This window comes from Mesorhizobium sp. WSM4887, from assembly GCF_029625865.1.
In the GTDB taxonomy this organism is placed as follows: Bacteria; Pseudomonadota; Alphaproteobacteria; order Rhizobiales; family Rhizobiaceae; genus Mesorhizobium.
On sequence record NZ_JARTVP010000011.1, the window covers coordinates 98,476 to 118,634 of the forward strand.

The following is a 20,159-nucleotide window of genomic DNA, read 5'->3' on the forward strand; positions in this document are numbered from 1 at the left end:
CGGTTCAGTCTGACTGACTTGTCCCAGAGAGATTATCATGTCCTCGAACGCGCCCGCTATCGCCGAAGTCCGCAATTTCCCCAACGCCAAGGTCCAGCCGTCGACCGAAGCTCCGGAAGCGCCTGTACTGCCCGCGCCTGCCGAAGCGCCGGCCAAGAAGAAGCGCTCTGTCCGCTCGCTGCTGCTGCCGATCATCGGGCTGGGCCTCCTCGGCGCCGGCTGCTGGTACGGGTACGATTACTGGACCGACGGCCGGTTCATGATCTCCACCGACGACGCCTATGTCCAGGCCGACATGTCGTTCGTGTCGCCGAAAATCTCCGGCTATGTGGACAAGGTGCTGGTGAGCGAGAACCAGAGCGTCAAGGCCGGCGATCCGCTGTTCGTCATCGATGACGGCGACTACAAAATCGCGGTCGCCCAGGCCGAGGCGCAGATCGCCACGCTGGCGAAGACGCTCGACCGCATCGACGCGCAGACCAAGGCGGCGCAGGCCTCGCTGGCGCAAGCACAGGCGCAGAAGATTGCCGACCAGGCGGCGGCCGACAATGCGGCACGCGCCCAAGCCCGCGCGGCGCAGCTGCTCAAGACGCATGTCGGCACGCAGGCACAGCTCGACGACGCCCAGACGGCGCTCGACCAGGCAAAGGCAGCCCTTGCCGGCGCCGACGCGCAGATCACCGCCGCGCAGGCCAATATCGGCGTGCTCGAAGCCCAGCGCGCGGAATCCGCCAGCACGCTCGCCTCGCTGCAACTCACCCGCGACAAGGCGCAGCGCGACCTTTCCTTCACCGTGCTCAAGGCGCCCTATGACGGCGTCGTCGGCAACCGCTCGGTCGAACAGGGCGACCTCGTCACGCCCGGCCAGAAGCTCGCCGTCGTCGTGCCGATGGACAAGCTCTACATCGTCGGCAACTTCAAGGAAACGCAGCTTGGCCGGCTGGTGCCTGGCGAGAAGGTCCGCATCACGGTCGATGCCATCGACGGCCAGACCTTCGAGGGCACGGTTTCGTCGCTGGCGCCGGCTTCGGGCGCGGTGTTCTCGCTGCTACCGCCGGAAAACGCCACCGGCAACTTCACCAAGGTCGTGCAGCGCGTGCCGGTCCGCATCGACGTGCCGGCCGACGTGCTGAAGACCGGCAAGCTGCGCGCCGGCCTGAGCGTCATCGTCGCCGCCGACAGCCGCACCGCGCCGGCCGCGACGACCAACTGAGAGTTTGGGGGGCGGCCCGGTGGCCAATTGAGCGCCGAGCCGCCCAGCCTGTTTTGACGCAGTTCCGGGCGGAAAACGCCGCGCACTTTTGGAGCTGCCGCAGGGAGGCCATGAGATGGCAACCGCAACCATTACCGCAGGAGCAGCGCCGGCAAGGCCGGCAGCCGCCGCACCCGCCGACCACATGCCGGCGCGCCGCGTCATCGCCTTCCTGGCGATGGTGTTCGGCATGTTCATGGCGATCCTCGATATCCAGATCGTCTCGGCATCGCTGGCCGAGATCCAGGCCGGCCTCAGCGCCAGCTCCGACGAGATCCCGTGGGTTCAGACCGCCTATCTGATCGCGGAAGTGGTGATGATCCCGCTGTCGGGCTTCCTCAGCCGCATGCTGTCGACCCGCGTGCTGTTCACGACCGCGGCCGCCGGCTTCACAGCAGCAAGCGCGCTGGCCGCGACCGCCACCAACATCGACCAGATGATCGTCTACCGCGCCATCCAGGGCTTTATCGGCGGCGGCATGATTCCGAGCGTGTTCGCTGCCGCCTTCACCATCTTCCCGCCGTCGCGCCGCGCCGTCGTCTCGCCGATGATCGGCCTCGTGGCGACGCTGGCGCCGACCATCGGCCCGACGGTCGGCGGCTATATCAGCCATGCCATGTCCTGGCACTGGCTGTTCCTGATCAATGTCGTGCCGGGTATACTGGTGGCGACGGCTGCCTGGTCGCTGATCGATTTCGACAAGCCGAACCTCAAGCTGTTCTCCAAGTTCGACTGGTGGGGCCTGATCGGCATGGCCGCCTTCCTTGGCTGCATGGAATACGTGCTGGAGGAAGGCCCGAACCATGACTGGCTGCAGGAGCCGGCCGTCTTTGCCTGCGCCATCATCATGACCATAGGCGGTCTCATCTTCTTCTGGCGCGTGTTCACCGCCGAGGAGCCGATCGTCGATCTGCGGGCCTTCAACAATGTCAATTTCGCCTTCGGCTCGCTGTTCTCCTTCGTGGTCGGCATCGGCCTTTACGGGTTGACCTACCTCTATCCGGTGTTCCTCGGCCGCATCCGCGGTTACGATTCGATGATGATCGGCGAAGCGCTGTTCGTCAGCGGCCTGGCGATGTTCTTCACCGCGCCCGTTGCCGGCATCCTGTCGAACAAGATCGATCTCAGGCTGATGATGATGGTCGGCTTCATCGGCTTCGCCACCGGCACATGGTGGATGACGCATCTCACCGCCGACTGGGATTTTTATGAGCTCTTGATCCCGCAGATCCTGCGCGGCTGCTCGATGATGCTGTGCATGGTGCCGATCAACAACATCGCGCTCGGCACGCTGCCGCCGGAGCGGCTGAAGAATGCGTCGGGCCTGTTCAACCTGACCCGCAATCTCGGCGGTGCCGTCGGCCTGGCAGTCATCAACACGGTGCTGATCGACCGCAATGCCTTTCACTATGCAAGGCTTTCCGAGCATGTGCAGTGGGGCGGCGAGGCCGCGCAGACCAAGCTGCAGAACATGACGCTGACCTTCCAGCAAAACGCCGGCCTCGACGCCACGGCCGCCGCCATTTCAAAGCTGTCCGGCATGGTGCAGCAGCAGGCGGCGCTGTTGTCCTTCATGGACGTGTTCATGATGCTGACCGTGCTGTTCGCCTCGCTCGGATTTTTCGTGCTGTTCATCAACAAGCCGGCACAGCAAGGCGGCGGTGGCGGCGGAGGCCATTGAGGAGCCGGAACCCCCGCCTGGCGTCCTCAACGCGTGACCCCGGAAATCGTCGCCGATTTCCGGGGTCATTTCTTTGGACAGATCGCAGTCCGCTCAGGCCGCGGCGGGCTTGAAGGTCAGCGCCACGCCGTTGATGCAGTGGCGCAGGCCGGTGGGCGGCGGGCCGTCGTCGAAGACATGGCCAAGATGACCGCCGCAACGGCGGCAATGCACCTCGGTGCGCGTCATGCCGAGCGAACGGTCTTCGGTCTTGCCGATGGCATTGGGGATCTCCTGCCAGAAGCTCGGCCAGCCGGTGCCGGAATCGAACTTCGTTTCCGACGGATAGACCGGCAGGTCGCATCCGGCGCAGGCGAAGATGCCCTTGCGGTGTTCGTTGAGCAGCGGGCTGGTGCCCGGATATTCGGTGCCCTCCCTGCGCAGCACGTCGAAGGCGGCATCCGAAAGGATGGCGCGCCATTCGGCGTCGGTCTTGGTGATCTCGAAGGTCTCGGCGGCCAGAGCCGGCTTCGCGCCGCCCATGTGCAACGCCGCTCCGGCTCCGATTGTGAGGGCAGTGGCGGCGGCACCGCTCCAGAGAAAGTCGCGACGGTTCATGGCCTTTCCTCCTGACGTGATCTTACAAACTAGGACGCCACCGGAAAAGCAAAAGCCGGTGACGGTTCGCGCGCCACCCCGCGTCGACCCAAGCCCTGGCGATGCGGAGCGGCGCTTGACGGCAGCACGGATCGTGGGAGGGAGACCGTGCGGCCGGCGCGGACATACGCCACTTCGCCGGCCGCACGCGCTTTGTTACATCTTCGGCAGAAGAACCTTGTCGATGACGTGGATGACGCCGTTCGACTGGCGCACGTCGGCGATTGTGACATGAGCGACGTTGCCGTTCTCGTCGGTCGCCGTGACCTTGCCCTTTTCGGACTTCAGCGTCAGGGCGCAGCCGCCGACGGTCTTGACCTCATGCGCACCGCCATCGGCCTTGGCCATCTTGGCGACGTCGGCGGCCAGCGCCTTGGCGGCAATGACATGGCAGGTGAGGATCTTGGTCAGCTTGTCCTTGTTCTCGGGCTTGAGCAGCGTCTCGACGGTGCCGGCCGGAAGTGCAGCGAAGGCCTCGTTGGTCGGGGCAAAGACGGTGAAAGGACCGCGGGTCTGCAGCGTGTCGACCAAGCCGGCGGCCTTGACGGCGGCGACCAGCGTGGTGTGGTCCTTCGAATTGACGGCATTCTCGATGATGTTCTTCTTGGCATACATCGGGGCGCCGCCGACCATCGGATTGGCGGCATAGGCAACGGCGCCAAGCGCCGAAAGGCCGATTGTAGAGGCAAGCAGAAGGGTGGCGAGTTTACGCATTGTATCAGTCTCCTCGGGTTGTTTTCCCCATCCTTGGGAACGCGAGGAGATACGACGCGTCAAAAACTTAGTTTCGCGAACTTCGAAGATTTTTTATTCGTCGGCCCGGGTGCAACGTACCGCGTCTAAGCGCACGAAAGCGCTGCTGCCGACACATGTCTGGTGGATAGACTTCGGCTAGTCTCCAATTCTTTTCCGAAATGTCGTCAGATGCCCTTCAGATCGCCGGCGGCGACGACGGGGCCGGTCGGCTGGCCGGTCGGCGAACCGCCGGCCGGCTCGAGACTGACGGCGAGCACGGCGCCTTGCGCCAGCTTCTCCTGCACGGCCGGCGTGACGGCCATGCGCGCGGTCTGGCCGGCCGGGATGACGCCCATCGAGACCGGCGCAGTCTTGCCCTCGATCATCCACAGCTCGAAATCCTTGCCGGCGCCGCGTTCGCCGGAAACATGCGAGAGGCCGACCTCCTGGCGCGCAGCGTCATAGACAGCGAGGTATTTGACGTTGCTGTTGTCGGCAGCGAGCGAGGCGACCAGCCTGGTTTCGGGCTGCGGCAACGGCGGATTGACGAGAGGCAGGGCGACAAAGACGGCCAAAGCGGCAAGCGCGGCCGCGGCAAGCCCGCGCCAGAAGGCGAGGCTCCCCAGCAGGCCGGTGCTGAGCGCGGCGGGGGTGGCCACTGATGAGGCAAACAGCCGCCGGTCGATCGCCGCCTTGACCGAAGCCGGCGACTCGACCGCAGCGTAGGCGGCTGCCATCGGCGCGAAATGGGCTTCCCAGGCATCGACCAGGCGGGCAAAACCCGCCTCGGTATCGATGCGGCGGGAGGCGATCTGGCGTTCGTCGGCTGCCAGAACGCCGAGAACGTATTCGGCGGCGAGCAGGTCGTCGCCTCCGCGTTCCGGTCCGTTGTCTTCCGCCAGCGTCATCTTTCCAGGCATTCTCTCAGTTTGAGCAAGCTTCGCCGCAGCCAAGTCCGCATCGTGTTCAGCGGGACCTCGTGGCGCTCCGCCAGCTCGGCATAGCTTTCGCCGTTGAGATAGGCGCCCCGGACCGCCGCCGCCCGGTCTTTCTCCAATTCGTCGAGGCAATGGTAGATGCGGTCGGTCTCGCCGCCCGCGACAGCCATGGCCTCAGGCCCCGGCGCCGGATCGGCGACCTCGAGCGCTGCATCGATATTGGCGGAAGGACCGCGCCGGGCCCTGATGCGGTCGATCGCATGATTGCGCGCAATGGCCACCAGCCAGGAAATCGGGCTGAGATCGGAAACCGCGAAACGATCCGCCTTGGTCCAGATCTTGACGAAGACCTCCTGCAGCGCTTCTTCCGCCTCACTCTTGTCCCTCAATACACGAAGGCAGACGCCGAAAAGTTTCCCGCTGGTCTGCTTGTAGAGCAGATCGAACGCAGCCCGGTCCTTCATCGAAGTCCGGACGATCAGCTTGCTGATGTCCTGAGGCCCCATGCAGGCAAATTAGAAGATTGCGATCTATTTGCAACGGCGCCGACGGTGTTGTCCACCCAAGGCTGTCGCGGCGCCAGTACGTGAAGTCATCTTCCGCAATGCGAGATGAACAACGCAAATCCGGATTTCGATTTGCGGCTTCATGCGATAGCCTTCGCCAAAACAGGGGAGCGGCAATGTCAATAGAACGCGTGCTTTGGGAACAGGATGCGACCGGACTTGCCGAGCTCGTCCACAAGGGCGAAATCTCGCCGCAGGAGCTGGTCGACGCCGCGATCGCCCGCGCCGAGGCGACAAGAACCAACATCAACGCCATAGCGACGCCGCTCTATGACGCCGCCAGGGCGCGGGCGAAGGCGATCGACCGCAAGCAGCCCCTCGCCGGCGTGCCCTTCGCGCTGAAGGATCTCGGCATCGGCATCAAGGGCGTGCCGATCCATGGCGGCAGCCGCATCCCGGCCTTCACGGCCGATTTCAACTCGGTGATGGTCGAGCGCTATCTGGCCGCGGGCCTGATCCCGATCGCTACCAGCACCTCGCCTGAGCATGGGCTGCGGCTGATGACCGAATCGGCCCGCTTCGGCATCACCCGCAACCCCTGGAACACCGGCCACACCACCGGCGGCTCGTCCGGCGGATCGGCGGCGCTCGTCGCGGCCGGCGTGGTGCCGGCGGCGCACGCTTCCGACGGCGGCGGCTCGATCCGGGTGCCTTCGGCCTGCAGCGGCTTGGTCGGGCTCAAGACCTCGCGCGGCCGGGTGCCGCTGACGCCGCTCACCAGCGAGAGCTGGTACGGCATGGTCGTCGACCATGCGGTCAGCCGCTCGGTGCGCGATACAGCCCTCCTGCTCGACCTGACGCACGGCGCCGATCCGCTGTCGCCTTATGCGGCGCGGGAGCCCAAGGGCGCCTTCACCGCCGCAGCGGCGCGCGATCCAGGCCGGCTCAGCCTCGCCGTCTACCGCAAATCGCCGCTCGGCCTGCCGATCTCGGCTGAGACGCTCGAGGCGCTGGACACCGCGGTGGCGCTGGCGCGCGAGGGCGGGCACACGGTGGAAGAGATCGACCTGCCCTATATCGGCCGCGACTTCATCGCCGATTTCTGCAAGAGCGTCGCCTCGGCCGTCGCAGGCATGATGCGTGCCGAGGCGAAGCGCGTCGGCCGCCCGGTGACCGGCGAGGTCGAACGTGCGACGCGCGTGCTCGGCCGCCTCGGCGAAATGCTGTCCGCCGGCGAGGTCTATGACGCCGTGCAGCGGCTCAACGCCACCGCGCGGCAGATGATCGAAGACACCGCGCGCTTCGATGCCGTGCTGATGCCGATCATTGCGCACCCGCCGCTCGCCTGCGGTGCGATGGATCCGAAAGGCGCCGACGAGCTCGTCGAGAACGTCCTCGACAAACTGCATCTTACCGGGCTGCTCAGGATCAAATCATTTTTCGGCCAACTGATGGACAAGAGCCTGTGGTTCACTCCCTGGCCGGCGATCCACAATGTCAGCGGCCAGCCCTCGATCGCGCTGCCGGTGCATGTCACCGCAGGTGGCCTGCCGCTCGGCATCCAGGCCGCGGGACGGCCAGGCGAGGAGGAGACGCTTTTGTCGCTCGCAGCGCAGATGGAGAAGATTTCGGGATGGCTGAAGCGCCGCGCACCGCTCAAGGTGCCCGGCTAGGTCTGTCAATATTCAGGTGATGCCGGCCTGCGAATGGCGGTCTTCTGCGCTTCCGTACTTGCGGACCAGAAAGTACGCTCCGTTCCGGTTCTCGAAATCCGCCATTCTCGACTCGGCCTGACCTGAATCTCGACAGACCTTGAAACCCGCCGATTTCGTCATTGTGAGCGCAAAGCCGTTTGCGACCTGCGGCAATTCCCGCTAAGACGCCCGCCATCCTTGCCACCTAGGGAAAGCACCGATGACGGACATCGCCGCCAACGCCGAAATGCAGGCCGCGCTGCTCTCGCGCGCGCTTCCTTATATGCAGCGCTACGAGAACAAGACGGTGGTGGTTAAGTATGGCGGCCATGCCATGGGCGACAACGAGCTCGGCAAGGCCTTTGCCCGCGACATCGCGCTGCTCAAACAGTCCGGCGTCAACCCGATCGTCGTTCACGGCGGCGGGCCGCAGATTGGCGCCATGCTCAACAAGATGGGCATCGAATCCAAGTTCGAGGGCGGGTTGCGCGTCACCGACCAGAAGACGGTCGAGATCGTCGAGATGGTGCTGGCCGGCTCGATCAACAAGGAAATCGTGGCGCTGATCAACGCCGAAGGCGAATGGGCTATCGGTCTCTGTGGCAAGGACGGCAACATGGTCTTCGCCGAAAAGGCGCGCAAGACCATGATCGACCCGGATTCCAACATCGAGCGGGTGCTGGATCTCGGTTTCGTCGGCGAGCCGGTCGAGGTCGACCGCACTCTGCTCGATCTGTTGGCCCGTTCCGAGATGATCCCGGTGCTGGCGCCGGTGGCGCCCGGCCGCGACGGCCATACCTACAACATCAACGCCGATACTTTTGCCGGCGCCATCGCCGGCGCCTGCCGCGCCTCGCGCCTGCTTTTCCTGACCGACGTGCCCGGCGTGCTCGACAAGAACAAGAAGCTGATCGACGAGCTGACGGTCGGCGAGGCCAAGGCGCTGATCAAGGACGGCACGATATCGGGCGGCATGATCCCGAAGGTCGAGACCTGCATCGAGGCGATCGAGCGCGGCGTCGAGGGCGTGGTCATCCTCAACGGCAAGACGCCGCATTCGGTGCTGCTCGAGCTGTTCACCGAGCACGGGGCCGGCACGCTGATCGTGCCGTAGCGATTATTTAGCCGGCTAGCCTTCTGCTTTCGGCGACCCGCTTATCTTCCGCGACGGGCAGGGCCGGCTTTCGCGCCGGGCGCTGAAAGACCATCGATTCCTCGTCGGCGTCCTGCGGCGCGCCCCAGAATTCGGCAAGCGTCGGGCCCGTGGCCACGCGGCGGTCCCGCACCAGAAAACCCCAAACCTCACGGAACCAGACGCGGCGGCCCATATTGGTGTACCAACGCATCGAATGCCGCTGCTCTGGGTCCGGATGGAAAAGGACGCGCGCCAGCGCTTTCGGCCGTGACTGCACGGCAAGCTCGATCAGTTTGACGGCGAAGAACAGCATCCACGGCTTCAGCCGGGTCATATGCAGCACCTGGTGCTTGTAGTCCCAGAGCCGGACGTCCTTCTGGATCACCCTGCGATCCTTGGCGATGCGGAAGAACGGCGTCCAGCGATGCGGCGTCACATAGAGCGCCTGGATCTGGTCGGGATCATAGGCGATGAGCTGGCGAAAGCCGCCAGAGATCGCGAAAACCCTCATCCTCGAAGCCAACGACCCAGGTCGCCATGGACAATATGTCGTGCCGGCGAAGCAGCCGGATCGCCTCGCGGTCGGACTTGGTGCTGCCGCCCTTGCGGATCAGCGACAGTGTGGCCTCGTCGGTGTTCTCCATGCCGAGCAGCCAGCGGATGACGCCGGCCTTGCGATAAAGGTGCAGGATATCGGCATCGCGCACGATATCGTCGGCGCGCGTCGAGCCGACGATCAGCACCGGCACGTTCTCGGCGATCATCGCATCGAGAAAGGCGCGCCAAGCCTTCTTCGAGGAGGTGGGGTTCTCGTCGGCCAGATTGACCAGTTCGACGCCATACTCGCGGTGCAGCCAGGCGATCTCCCTGGCGAAGCTGACCGGGTCGCGATGTCGCCAGCGGGTCCAGAAGCCGCGCTGGCCGCAATAGTTGCACAGATGCGGACAGCCGCGCGAGAACTGCATGACCACGGCGCGCTTGCCGCCCCAATAGCTGTAGCGGCCATGGTCGATCAGCTCCCAGCCGACGCGGCAGGGGTCGAGATCGGCAATTGTCATCGCAGGTGGCGTCGCGAAGGGTCGGCCGCAATCGTCGCGATAGGCGATGCCGGCGACACCCGACACCGGCCGGCGCCTTTCCAGCGCCTCGACCAGCGCCAGCGCGGTCGCCTCACCCTCGCCGCGCACGATGAAGTCGAAGACGTCCGTTGCGGCGAGCACGTCGCGCCAGTGATAGGTCGGGAAGACGCCGCCATAGAGGATGACGACCCCTAGCGCGCGGGCCTTGATCATTTCGGCGATCCGCAGCGCGGTCGGATGCGCCGAAGTCGAGCCGGAATGGCCGATCAGGACGAAATCCGGATTCTCGCTCAGGGCCTCATCGACGAGCGTGGAAAGCGGCATCGGCCCGAACTCCGCGTCGACCAGGCGCACCCGATGGCCGGCATCGAGCAGCGGACCGCCGATCGCCAGCAGACCCAAAGGCGGCAGGTGATCGTCGGGCACGCGGCTGCCGATGGCCGTATGCGGCGGGTTGACCAGCACGATGTTCATGGCGGACCTCCGTTGCGTCGGTCCGCCGGTCGTATTTGGCGATGTCGAAGCCGCCTGGGCGCGGTTCAGCAGTTTCGATGCAGCTTTCCCACAGATTTGATGGGCACACCCGAAACGTCGCGCAGAGCGGGAGACGGCGTCAGCCCAGTGCATAACAAAAGGTTAAGGACGTGCGCGTTGCGCAGCTCGATCGACCTCTGGTTTTCGGCGCTTCAAACCTTCGGCAAGGAGAGTATTAGCAGAAACTAATGCAGTTGACCCTAAACTTTTATTAAAACTCTAAGCATTTATAATTGTCGGTGGGGGACCACAAGGAAATGCCCATATGGCGCTGAATCCCGATCTGAAAATCGATGAGGCGAGCCTCATCACATCGACGTTGATCAAGAAGCACAAGGCGGCGTCCGCGGAGGCGGTCGACGCCGCCGAGCTCAAGGCGCGGGCGGCCCAGCTCGCCCTGGTGCTGGACCTCACTCATCAGGCTTTCGCGCGCCAGGAGCCCGCAGGGCAAATCGTCGAGCGCCTGGCGGGTCGACTGCATGAACTGCGCCGGGAGGTCGCTCCGGCTCTTTGGCAGGAACTGATCCCGCTCGCTCAGCAGCACCGCGTGGCGGCCTACCTGAAGCAGGATCCGTTCACGCGCTGGTCCTTCGAAAAGCCGCGCGGCTATTCGGGCGACGCGACGCTGCTGGACATCTACTACAAGCACCCGAGCGCCGCCGAGATCGTGGCCTCGTCGAGCGAACTCGGCCGCGAGATCTTTGCCTATACGAGCGAAGCGGCAAGCTCGGTGGCGGGGCGCGAGCGCCGCGAGATACTGGCCAAAACGGTCGACGAAACGGCTGCCCGGGTAGAAAACGCCGAGGTGCTGGCAATCGCCTGCGGCCATTTGCGGGAAGCCGAACTCTCAAAGGCGCTCGCCGAGAGAAGGTTAAAGCGCTGGATCGGTCTCGACCAGGATCCGGTGAGCGTCGGCACGGTCAACCGCGACCTCACCGGTACGGCAGTGGAAGCCGTGGACGGATCCGTGCGCGGTCTTTTGCGGCGCGCCTACCCGCTTGGCACATTCGATCTCGTCTATGCGTCTGGGCTGTATGACTACCTGCCGCTTCCGGTCGGCGCACGGCTGCTGCAGCGCGCGATGGAACTGGTCAAGCCGGACGGCGAATTCCTCTTCGCCAATTTCAGCGACGAGATCACGACCGACGGGTACATGGAAACGTTCATGGACTGGCCGCTCATCCTGCGATCGGCCGGCGACATGTGGGACATCATCAATGCCGCGGTGGATAAGAACCGCGTCGAAGCCGAGGTCTATTACGGATCGAATAGGAACATCGTCTACGGCAAGATCCGCAAACGCGTGGATTTCGCGGCGCCCGCCATGGAGCGGTAGCGGAGCCGCTTCACATCCGGATTTTCAAGTCGGGCCGTGCAGCGGCCCGGCTTTCTGATGCATCGCGCGGCGTCCTCGTTTCGCCGACATAGCGCCGCCTGTCCTCCTGCCGGACTGCTTAAGCTAAGCGACGAGGTCCTGCCTGGCCTGCATGATCTCTTCGATCGGGACGGGACGTCCGGTCAGGAAGCCCTGGATCGACTGAATGCCCATGTGCTGCAGCAAATTCTGCTGCTCTTTCGTCTCGACACCCTCGACAAGGACCGTATGGCCCAGATTGCGCAGCAGTCTGACCATGTCCTGCAACAGGCTCAGGCCTCGAACCGTCTGGCAATCGTGCAAGAAACTGCGATCGATCTTGACGACGTCGAACTTGAAACGACGGAGCCAGGCCAGACCCGCAAATCCGGTTCCGAAATCATCGAGCCAGATCTGAACACCCAGGTTTCGAAGCTGCTCGATACTTCTGGCGGCCTGTGCCTCCAGAGATATATCGCTGCCTTCAGTGACCTCGAGCGCCAGCCTCTGGGGCGCCATGCCATGCCGACCAAGGATCTCGGTGACGTGAAGCGGGAAATTCGGAGCCTTGAGCTGGACGACCGAGACGTTCACGGACACGACCGATCCTAATCCGTGCTCGACCATGTCGCCGCAAGCCCGATCGATCACCCACATCCCGAGTTCCTCGATCCCGCCGGTCTGCTCGGCGACAGGTATGAACACGGACGGGCTGATCACGCTGCCGTCGAAGTCGCGCAGCCGCATCAACGACTCATGGCCAAGCACCTTGCCGGATATCGCATCGCAGATCGGCTGATAGACGACGGAGACCAGTCCCTCCGAAACGGCTTGCTTGAGCAGTTCCGAAAGATTCTGGCTGGCGCGCTTCTGATCGATGGCCTGCGCATCATAGATGGTGAAGGTCGCGCGACCGGAAAACTTGGAGGCGTAAAGCGCGCGATCGGCCTCCTGCAACAAGATCCGAAGCTCTATGCTTTGATCGGCGCGCGTCAACGAGGCGCCAGCGCTGATGGTGACGATGTTGAGTTTATCGTCCCGATCGGGATGGGAGATGTTCAAGTCCTCGACGGCCCGGCAGAATTGATGGGTCACCTCGCGCAGGTGATCCGGTCCGGCGACCTTGCAGAGCACGACGAATTCTTCGCCGCCGTACCGTCCTGCGATGGCGTGATGGGACGCCGCCGTCTCGTCGAAGGCTCGGGCAAGCTCGATCAGGCAGTCGTCGCCGGCCTGATGGCCGAGCCGGTCGTTGAACCGCTTGAAGTAGTCCACGTCCATGAGAATGACGCCTATTTCGTCATTGTCCCTGGCCCATTCCTTGCACAACTCCGCGAATTCCCGGGTGATCGCCCTGCGGTTCTTAAGCCCGGTAAGCGGGTCGGTGTCTGCGATCTCGATGAGCTTTTGACCGTTTTCGATGGCGACCTGCTCCTGGATTTGCGCCTGAAGGGCATGCAGGAAGGTCTGGTAGCGCTCCATGCTGAGACGCCATGACAGATAAAGCGACAAAACAAGGCAATTCACGAAATAGGTTGCAAGCACCAGACGGGTGCCAAGATCGGCTTGAAGCAAGCACAGCGTGGCGCCGAGGAATGCTATTGTCACGGTTGCGGACGACAGCGCCGAGAGCCATAGCCGGAAGTTGAAGAAAAGATTGGCACCGAGAATGAAAACCGTGCCGAAGATGATGAAATGGGACAGCGCCTCCTGATGCTTCGTTCCGAGGGCCGACAGCAGCCATCCGATCGCGCCCGCCACGATCGCCAGAGCAGCAACGTAGTGCAGAGTGGTGACGGCAAAATCGCGTCGAGCAACAAGTTCGACAAGCACCAGGAAGGTCAATCCCAACGTCAGGCGCGTCAGAATCACACGGTCGGCAATGTCCGGAAAAAGGAACCAGTCGAAGGCCCCGTAGCATATGTAGCTCAACACGGCCGCCGCTATGCCCCAGCGCACGACCTTGCGATTCTGATCCGCGTTCTTCTGCAGCAGCATCGCAAAAAGCGTCGGATCGGCGGATTTCCACGGCGGGCGTGAAATCGCTTCAGTGACCCTCTGAGCCACGTCCTCCGTCAGTCGCATGCAATGCTCCTTTGCGATCATCCTCCGCATGAACGGGTTCGAGCAAGCGAAGTCCGTCAAGTCCTTACGGAAGGACGAAGGCAAGCCTGGTTCATTATAAGACACTAATGTTGCTAACCGCCGGTAAACGGATCATGCGATTGCACGGCCCAGCGGCCCGCTAAGGATTCCATGCAACAATCGTGAGTTACCGAATAATGCATGGTCACACTTTCTCCAGATCGCAAGAGACGACGGACGAAACATTGCGTAAATGTCCGAGCGCGTCTTTTGTTAAGATTCGTGTAACCTTAATTTCAGTTGATATCGGGGAAATCGTCCCGAAGTAGATTCGCTCCGACAACATTGTCGGGCCGTTCTTTGCGGAGGAACCGTTTCGGGCACGATTACCGCCGCAAATGGCTGAGCGGCACGTGGCCTGGGCCCTTGATGTTCTGCAGCACAAGCTGGGTGTGGACGTCGCGGACGCCGGGCAGCCGCATCAGCCGGTGCATGACGAAAGCATTGAGATCGTCCACCGACGGCACCATCACATGCAGCAGGAAATCGTGGTCGCCGGTCATCGTCCAGCAGGACGAGACCTCGTCCATGCGCTGCACGGCGGCGATGAAGCTTTCCGGCGAGCCGTCGCTGTGGCTCACCAGGCGGACCTGGATGAACACCTCGACCGTCAGCCCCAGCGCGCGTCGGCTGAGCACGGCGGCAAAGCCCTTGATGATGCCGGCGCCTTGCAGCGCCTCGAAGCGCCGCGCGCAGGGCGTGGTCGACAGGCCGATCTCCTGCGCGAGTTCCGACACGGCCTTGCGCCCGTCGCGCTGCAGGGTGTCCAGCATTCTTATTTCGAACTCGTCCAACTGAGGCATTTTCCCTCCTAAACGTTGAAATTTGAGCGGAGTTTACCTCAAAATCCCTCGCGTGGCTACAAAGAAGGCTGATTTGCCTCACGAGCCGCGGCTACGATGACGCCACCATCCGGGAACCGACGATTTTTTCAGGAGGAAGAAATGACGATCAGCGTTGCCGACTATGCCCGCGAATGCGCGGCGCAAGGCCTTCGCGGCGACTATTCGGTGTGCCGCGCCGACTTCACAGTGGCTCAGCATTACGACTATTCCGCCGACGAGCAGGCAGTGTGGCGCGCGCTCTGCGATCGCCAGACGAAGCTGACGCAGAGGCTGGCGCACCGTTCCTATCTCGACGGCATCGCGACGCTCGGGCTGCTCGACAAGATTCCGGATTTCGACGCCATCAGCGAGAAATTGCGCAAGCTCACGCGCTGGGAAATCGTGGCGGTGCCCGGGCTGATCCCCGCCGGCCCCTTCTTCGACCATCTCGCAAACCGCCGTTTCCCGGTCACCAACTGGCTGCGGACCAGGCAGGAACTCGACTACATCGTCGAGCCGGACATGTTCCATGACTTCTTCGGGCATGTGCCGATCCTGACGCAGCCGGTGTTCGCCGATTTCATGCAGATGTATGGTGAGAAGGCCGAGGACATGATCGCGCTGGGCGGCGACGAGATGATCACCCGGCTCTACTGGTACAGCGCCGAATACGGCCTCATCCAGGAAGCCGGCCAGCCGGTAAAGGCTTTCGGCGCAGGACTGATGTCGTCTTTCACCGAGCTGCAATTCGCGGTCGAAAGCAAGGACGCCCATCATGTGCCGTTCGACCTGGAGACGGTGATGCGCACCGGCTACGAGATCGACAAGTTCCAGCGCGCCTACTTCGTGCTGCCGTCCTTCGACGCATTGCGCGATGCATTCGCCGTCGACGACCTCGCCGGGATCGTCACGCGGTTCAAGGGACAGCCGGCGCTCGACCCCGCCACGGTGTAGGTACCGAAACAAATGCGCGGCGCCCAAAACCGTTCGGTGCGGCGTGCTTCGAGGTCCGGCTTTCGCCCAGCCGGCCGTCAGAGCGGTTCGGTGGCTAAAAGGCGACTGAGCCGCTCTGGGTTTTGCGGGAGCAAGCCGCCAGTGTCCGGTCCCTCGGGCATCAGCCGGCCGAAGCCGGCTCGGCCTTGAGCCTCGCCAACTGCTCGCTTTGCAGCTCCAGCGCGGCGTCGATGAAGCGCAGCACGGTCGCCAACTCGGCGTCGCTGAAAGCCGCCATCACTTTCTCGCCCTCGCGCGCGATGGCGCCATAGTAGCGCTCCGAAAGTTCTCTGGTCAGGTCGGTCGCCTCGATCACCACCTTGCGCCTGTCTTCCAGGCTGCGGGTTCGGGTAACGAGCCCACGCGCCTCAAGGCGGTCGATCAAGGCCGTCACCGCTGCCGGCGTCAGCCCCGTAGCCGCCGCCACGGCGCCGGCCGATTGCGGCCCCGCGTAGAGCAAGCCCAGACAATAGCGCTCGGCTGCGATCAGCCCAAGCCGCTCCCCGACCGCCTCGTCATAGGCTTGCGTCGCGTCCTGCCAGCGCATGACGGCACGGCTGACGGCCGCCGTCATCTCAGCACGATTCATGCTTGACGAATTTTAGTTCGATCATCTAACTATCAAGTTGCCTAACATTCAGACTATCGTATCAATATGCGATGCCACCCTTTGCGAAGCAAGGGCAAAGTCGCCGACAGGGAGTGAACAATGAGCTTGATTCAACAGCGCCCCCCTCTCTCGCATGAGGAGGAGTACAGGTACGCCAAGCTGGCCATGGAATGGTATGGCTGGGGCTCGCCCATCGGCCTCGGCATCCTGCTGGTGGCACTTGCCGCCGCGGCCGTGCTGGTGCGGGTCGCCGTTTTCGGACTGTAAATCCGACCCCCAAAGGCGCGCCAGGGCGGCGCCGATTCCACTTCCGGCGCCGCCTGCCTTTTCGGGGTTCAGACTGTGATCACCTGGCCGAGGTGATCGCCCAGCCGGCAGGCGAGCGCCCGCCGTCTCCTCATTCGTCGGATAATCGCCACCATTGCCGATCCAGTTGGCGATGCGCACGCGGCCGAGATTCTTCCGCGCCATGGTCGTGCCGAAGAGCCGCAAGCCCTCAGGCGGCTTCCGAAAGATCGCGATCAAGAACGGACAGGTTGCGGCCGCGATGCTTGGCCTCGTAGAGCCTGCGGTCGGCGGCGCGCATCAGCTCCGACACGGTGGCGCTCTCGCCACAGGTGATGCCGCCGATCGAGACCGTCAAAGGCACGGTCCGCTCGTCGACAGGGCGAAAGCGGATCAGTTCGACCTCGCGGCGGATGCGCTCGGCCACGCGCCTTGCTTCCGGTTCGGTGGCGCCAACCAGGAAGGCGGCGAACTCCTCGCCGCCGATTCGGCCGAGCACATCGCCGCTGCGCACGCCGCGCTCGATGGCGCCGGCGATCAGAAGCAGCGCATCGTCGCCGGTCAGGTGACCGTAATTGTCGTTGATGGTCTTGAAGTGGTCGGCATCGATGATCAGCAGGGCGCCGCGATCGGCCTTGCGCCGGGAACCGTCGAGCGCGGCGAAGAAGGTCTCGCGGTTGAGCATGCCGGTCATGTCGTCGCGGCTTGCCTTCTCCGACAGGCGTCTGTGGGCCGCGGCGAGCTGAGCATGCGCGCGGGCAAGCTCGCGATGCGCATTTTTCAGCCGGTCGCTTTGCCAGAAGGTGCCGACGCTGGCAATCCAGGCGAGAATCAAAGGGCAAACCGTGGCCGTAAGCCAGACGGTGCGGCTGATCGGAAAGCCCATGGCCGGGACCACAACCAGCGTCAACAAGAGCGAGACAGCGACCGAAGCGAACGCGACGACTGCGGACTTCAAGATTGTGCGACTCATCGCTGTCTCCCAACGGACTGCCTCTGTGCCAGCAAGCGCTGAAGGTGACCTTTCCGGGACGATTAAAATTTGAAGCGAGGCGCCATTTTCACGACGCAAGACGCGCGGAAGTTGTGGATAAACTCCGCGTCCGCATGCCATAAGGAGGCCATGACGACGACACCCGAGCCCGCCCGTTTTGCCCATGTCACGGATTGGGTATTCGACCTCGACAACACGCTCTATCCGCATCACTCGAACCTGTTCGCGCAGATCGACGTGAAGATGACTGCCTATGTCGGCGAGCTGCTGACGCTCTCGCGCGAGGAGGCGCGCAAGCTGCAGAAAGAGCTCTACCTGGAGTACGGCACGACGCTGAACGGGCTGATGGCGCGCCACGGCATCGACCCCGACGACTTCCTCGAGAAGGTGCACGACATCGACTATTCCTGGCTGGTGCCCGATCCGGTGCTCGGTGCCGCGATCCGCCAATTGCCGGGCCGCAAGTTCATTTTCACCAATGGGGACCGCAAGCATGCCGAGCGCGCCGCGCGCCAGCTCGGCGTATTGGATCATTTCGACGACATCTTCGACATCGTCGCGGCGGGTCTCAACCCCAAGCCGGCCCGCCAGACCTATGAGCGGTTCGCCGAGCTGCATTCCGTGACCGGCCACAACGCGGTGATGTTCGAGGACCTGGCGCGCAACCTCTCTGTGCCGAAATCGCTCGGCATGACGACGGTGCTGGTCGTGCCGCGCAATTTCGAGCCGACTTTCTCCGAGATCTGGGAGCGCGACCCGGCGAATGAGGACGACGTGGATTTCGTCACCGACGACCTCGCCGGCTTCCTGACGGCAATCGTCGAGGTCCCGGGCTGACCCAACTCCAGATTGCCGGCGCCGTCGTCAGAACTCGCTGGTCATTGCGGTAACGACGAGCGCGCACTCAGAGGCTGTAGAAGCGGCGAACGATGTCCCAGGCTTCGTCGGCGGTGTCGACGAAATCGATGATGTCCTGGTCGCCGGGCGAGATCGTGCCTTGCTCGGCAAGGAAGTCGAGGTCGATCGCCCGTTGCCAGAACGCCTTGCCGAACAGGATCACCGGCACGCGCTCCATGCGCCCGGTCTGGATCAGCGTCAGCGTCTCGAAGAATTCGTCCATCGTGCCGAAGCCGCCCGGAAACACGGCGACCGCCTTGGCGCGCATGACGAAATGCATCTTGCGGATTGCGAAATAGTGGAAGTTGAAGCAGAGCTCGGGCGTCACATAGGCGTTCGGCGCCTGCTCGTGCGGCAGCACGATGTTCAAGCCGATCGACGGCGCGCCAACATCGTCGGCGCCGCGATTGCCCGCCTCCATGACTCCCGGTCCGCCGCCGGTGACGACGACGAATTCGCGATAGTAGGACGTGGCCGACTGCTGCGAGCACAGCCGGGCGAACTTGCGCGCCTCTTCGTAATATTTGCTGTTCAGCTCGAGGTTCTTCTTCTGCGTCTCGTTCTTGGCGGCCCAGGCGGCGCCGCCCGGCTCGGGAAGCCGCGCCCCGCCGAACAGGATGACGGTCGAGCGGATGCCGCGCTCGGCAAGGATCATCTCCGGCTTCAAGAGCTCGAGCTGCAGGCGCACCGGACGCAATTCGCGCCGCGTCATGAAGTCGGGATCGTTCCAGGCCAGGCGATAGGTTTCGGCCCGCGTCTGCGGCGTGTCCGGCACGCTTTTCGACCGCTCGAGATCCTCGTCCGAATGGGGCAGCGGCGTCCAGCCCGCCTTTTCCATGGGTGTCATCGAATCCACCGTCCTAATTCCTTTACTTGCGCCGTCCCGTGACGCAGTCGCGATTGACCCCCATTAAGGCTTCACATAGGGTCCGCGCGATTTCAAAACAGGTTAAGGCGCAGGCCTTAACAGCTTTGTAATGGAGCAAATTCATGTCGAAGCCCGATCTGGCGAGCCTCGAAAAGACCATCGAAAAGGCCTTCGAGGAGCGCGATACGATTTCGACCGCGACCCGCGGCGAAACGCGCGACGCCATCCAGTCGGCGCTCGACTTGCTCGACCGCGGCGTGGTTCGCGTCGCCGAGCGGCAGGACGACGGCAAGTGGCTGGTCAACCAGTGGCTGAAGAAGGCGGTGCTGCTCTCCTTCCGGCTGAACCCGATGGAGATCATCAAGGGCGGCCCGGGCCACTCGGTATGGTGGGACAAGGTGCCGTCGAAGTTCGAGGGCTGGGGCGCGGTCGATTTCGAGAAGGCCGGCTTCCGCGCCGTGCCGTCCTCGGTCGTGCGCCGCTCGGCCTATGTTGCCCCGGGCGCGGTGCTGATGCCGTCCTTCGTCAATGTCGGCGCCTATGTCGATACAGGCACCATGGTCGACACCTGGGCCTCGGTCGGCTCTTGCGCCCAGATCGGCAAGAACGTGCATCTCTCCGGCGGCGTCGGCATTGGCGGCGTGCTGGAGCCGATGCAGGCCGGTCCGACCATCATCGAGGACAATTGCTTCATCGGCGCGCGCTCCGAGGTGGTCGAAGGCTGCATCGTGCGCGAAGGCTCGGTGCTCGGCATGGGCGTGTTCATCGGCCAGTCGACCAAGATCGTCGACCGCGCCACCGGCGAGGTCTTCTACGGTGAAGTGCCGGCAAATTCGGTGGTCGTCGCCGGCTCGCTGCCGGGCAAGCCGCTGCCAAATGGCGAGCCGGGCCCGAGCCTCTACTGCGCCGTCATCGTCAAGCGCGTCGACGCCAGGACCCGCTCCAAGACGTCGATCAACGAATTGCTGCGCGATTGATCTTTCCCGCGAACAGACGCAC

At 63.6% G+C, this 20,159-nt stretch carries 18 protein-coding genes and 2 pseudogenes; 9 read left to right on the forward strand and 11 right to left on the reverse strand.

All coding sequences use genetic code 11. The features are described from left to right. Positions 1–37 precede the first annotated feature (37 nt). Entirely contained in the window at positions 38–1,213 is a 1,176-nt protein-coding gene (locus P9230_RS27420) for an HlyD family secretion protein (RefSeq protein WP_127217446.1), read from the forward strand. A gap of 115 nt (positions 1,214–1,328) precedes the next feature. After that, positions 1,329–2,933, forward strand: a complete 1,605-nt coding sequence (locus tag P9230_RS27425; protein ID WP_278121267.1) for a DHA2 family efflux MFS transporter permease subunit — start codon at positions 1,329–1,331, stop codon at positions 2,931–2,933. A 93-nt stretch (positions 2,934–3,026) separates the two neighbouring features. Here P9230_RS27425 and msrB read toward each other — a convergent pair whose 3' ends face one another. The 4 genes from msrB to P9230_RS27445 all read right to left on the reverse strand — a co-directional run bounded on the left by msrB (position 3,027) and on the right by P9230_RS27445 (position 5,748). Then, positions 3,027–3,530: a peptide-methionine (R)-S-oxide reductase MsrB gene (msrB, locus tag P9230_RS27430; RefSeq protein WP_067323811.1), complete on the reverse strand. Its 504-nt coding sequence runs from the start codon at positions 3,528–3,530 to the stop codon at positions 3,027–3,029. Between the two features lie 195 nt (positions 3,531–3,725). After that, positions 3,726–4,283, reverse strand: a complete 558-nt coding sequence (locus P9230_RS27435; protein WP_067323809.1) for a fasciclin domain-containing protein — start codon at positions 4,281–4,283, stop codon at positions 3,726–3,728. Positions 4,284–4,489: 206 nt separating this feature from the next. After that, on the reverse strand, positions 4,490–5,212 hold the full coding sequence (locus tag P9230_RS27440) for an anti-sigma factor (protein WP_278121268.1): 723 nt from the start codon (positions 5,210–5,212) through the stop codon (positions 4,490–4,492). After that, a complete protein-coding gene (locus P9230_RS27445) occupies positions 5,209–5,748 on the reverse strand; it encodes a sigma-70 family RNA polymerase sigma factor (protein WP_278121270.1) in 540 nt (179 codons plus the stop codon). The genes P9230_RS27440 and P9230_RS27445 overlap by 4 nt, the downstream gene beginning before the upstream one ends. A 176-nt stretch (positions 5,749–5,924) precedes the next feature. Here P9230_RS27445 and P9230_RS27450 point away from each other — a divergent pair, with 176 nt between their 5' ends. Together P9230_RS27450 and argB are read left to right on the forward strand one after the other, a co-directional pair. Next, positions 5,925–7,421 carry an amidase gene (locus P9230_RS27450; protein ID WP_278121272.1) on the forward strand — a complete coding sequence of 499 codons (1,497 nt, stop codon included), beginning with the start codon at positions 5,925–5,927 and terminating at the stop codon, positions 7,419–7,421. Positions 7,422–7,662: 241 nt separating this feature from the next. Next, complete coding sequence (argB, locus tag P9230_RS27455) at positions 7,663–8,556, forward strand: acetylglutamate kinase (RefSeq protein ID WP_067003018.1); 894 nt, start codon at positions 7,663–7,665, stop codon at positions 8,554–8,556. Positions 8,557–8,563: 7 nt separating this feature from the next. Here argB and bchE read toward each other — a convergent pair. After that, positions 8,564–10,130 (reverse strand): annotated as a pseudogene (gene bchE, locus P9230_RS27460) (magnesium-protoporphyrin IX monomethyl ester anaerobic oxidative cyclase). Between the two features lie 325 nt (positions 10,131–10,455). Between bchE and P9230_RS27465 the strand changes: the two are divergent. Continuing rightward, entirely contained in the window at positions 10,456–11,526 is a 1,071-nt protein-coding gene (locus tag P9230_RS27465; RefSeq protein WP_278121274.1) for a class I SAM-dependent methyltransferase, read from the forward strand. A 123-nt stretch (positions 11,527–11,649) separates the two neighbouring features. Here the strand turns inward: P9230_RS27465 and P9230_RS27470 are convergent, their stop codons facing one another. Both P9230_RS27470 and P9230_RS27475 read right to left on the reverse strand, forming a co-directional pair. Then, entirely contained in the window at positions 11,650–13,629 is a 1,980-nt protein-coding gene (locus tag P9230_RS27470) for a GGDEF and EAL domain-containing protein (RefSeq protein WP_278121276.1), read from the reverse strand. Positions 13,630–14,015: 386 nt separating this feature from the next. Then, positions 14,016–14,492 carry an Lrp/AsnC family transcriptional regulator gene (locus P9230_RS27475; RefSeq protein WP_067003023.1) on the reverse strand — a complete coding sequence of 159 codons (477 nt, stop codon included), beginning with the start codon at positions 14,490–14,492 and terminating at the stop codon, positions 14,016–14,018. Between the two features lie 141 nt (positions 14,493–14,633). Here P9230_RS27475 and phhA point away from each other — a divergent pair, with 141 nt between their 5' ends. Continuing rightward, on the forward strand, positions 14,634–15,467 hold the full coding sequence (phhA, locus tag P9230_RS27480) for a phenylalanine 4-monooxygenase (RefSeq protein ID WP_278121277.1): 834 nt from the start codon (positions 14,634–14,636) through the stop codon (positions 15,465–15,467). 160 nt (positions 15,468–15,627) lie between these two features. Here phhA and P9230_RS27485 read toward each other — a convergent pair whose 3' ends face one another. Further along, complete coding sequence (locus P9230_RS27485; RefSeq protein ID WP_278121279.1) at positions 15,628–16,095, reverse strand: MarR family transcriptional regulator; 468 nt, start codon at positions 16,093–16,095, stop codon at positions 15,628–15,630. Between the two features lie 120 nt (positions 16,096–16,215). Between P9230_RS27485 and P9230_RS27490 the strand changes: the two genes are divergently transcribed. After that, positions 16,216–16,383, forward strand: coding sequence for a hypothetical protein (locus tag P9230_RS27490; protein WP_164746631.1), 168 nt, complete (start codon positions 16,216–16,218; stop codon positions 16,381–16,383). Positions 16,384–16,451: 68 nt separating this feature from the next. Here P9230_RS27490 and P9230_RS32445 read toward each other — a convergent pair. Further along, a pseudogene (locus tag P9230_RS32445) lies at positions 16,452–16,614 on the reverse strand (GMC family oxidoreductase); the annotation flags it as partial. Continuing rightward, the gene (locus P9230_RS27495; RefSeq protein WP_278121281.1) at positions 16,613–17,374 is read right to left on the reverse strand and encodes a GGDEF domain-containing protein; all 762 of its coding nucleotides are present in this window, start codon (positions 17,372–17,374) and stop codon (positions 16,613–16,615) included. The pseudogene P9230_RS32445 and the gene P9230_RS27495, both read right to left, overlap by 2 nt. 150 nt (positions 17,375–17,524) lie before the next feature. Between P9230_RS27495 and P9230_RS27500 the strand changes: the two genes are divergently transcribed. After that, complete coding sequence (locus P9230_RS27500) at positions 17,525–18,232, forward strand: pyrimidine 5'-nucleotidase (protein ID WP_067003034.1); 708 nt, start codon at positions 17,525–17,527, stop codon at positions 18,230–18,232. Between the two features lie 67 nt (positions 18,233–18,299). Here the strand turns inward: P9230_RS27500 and P9230_RS27505 are convergent, their stop codons facing one another. Next, positions 18,300–19,139 (reverse strand): LOG family protein, encoded by an 840-nt coding sequence (locus tag P9230_RS27505; RefSeq protein ID WP_082953833.1) that lies wholly within the window; start codon positions 19,137–19,139, stop codon positions 18,300–18,302. Positions 19,140–19,282: 143 nt separating this feature from the next. On the opposite strand from P9230_RS27505, the gene dapD reads away from it, so the two are divergent. Further along, positions 19,283–20,137, forward strand: a complete 855-nt coding sequence (gene dapD / locus P9230_RS27510) for a 2,3,4,5-tetrahydropyridine-2,6-dicarboxylate N-succinyltransferase (protein ID WP_067323788.1) — start codon at positions 19,283–19,285, stop codon at positions 20,135–20,137. Positions 20,138–20,159 lie beyond the last annotated feature (22 nt).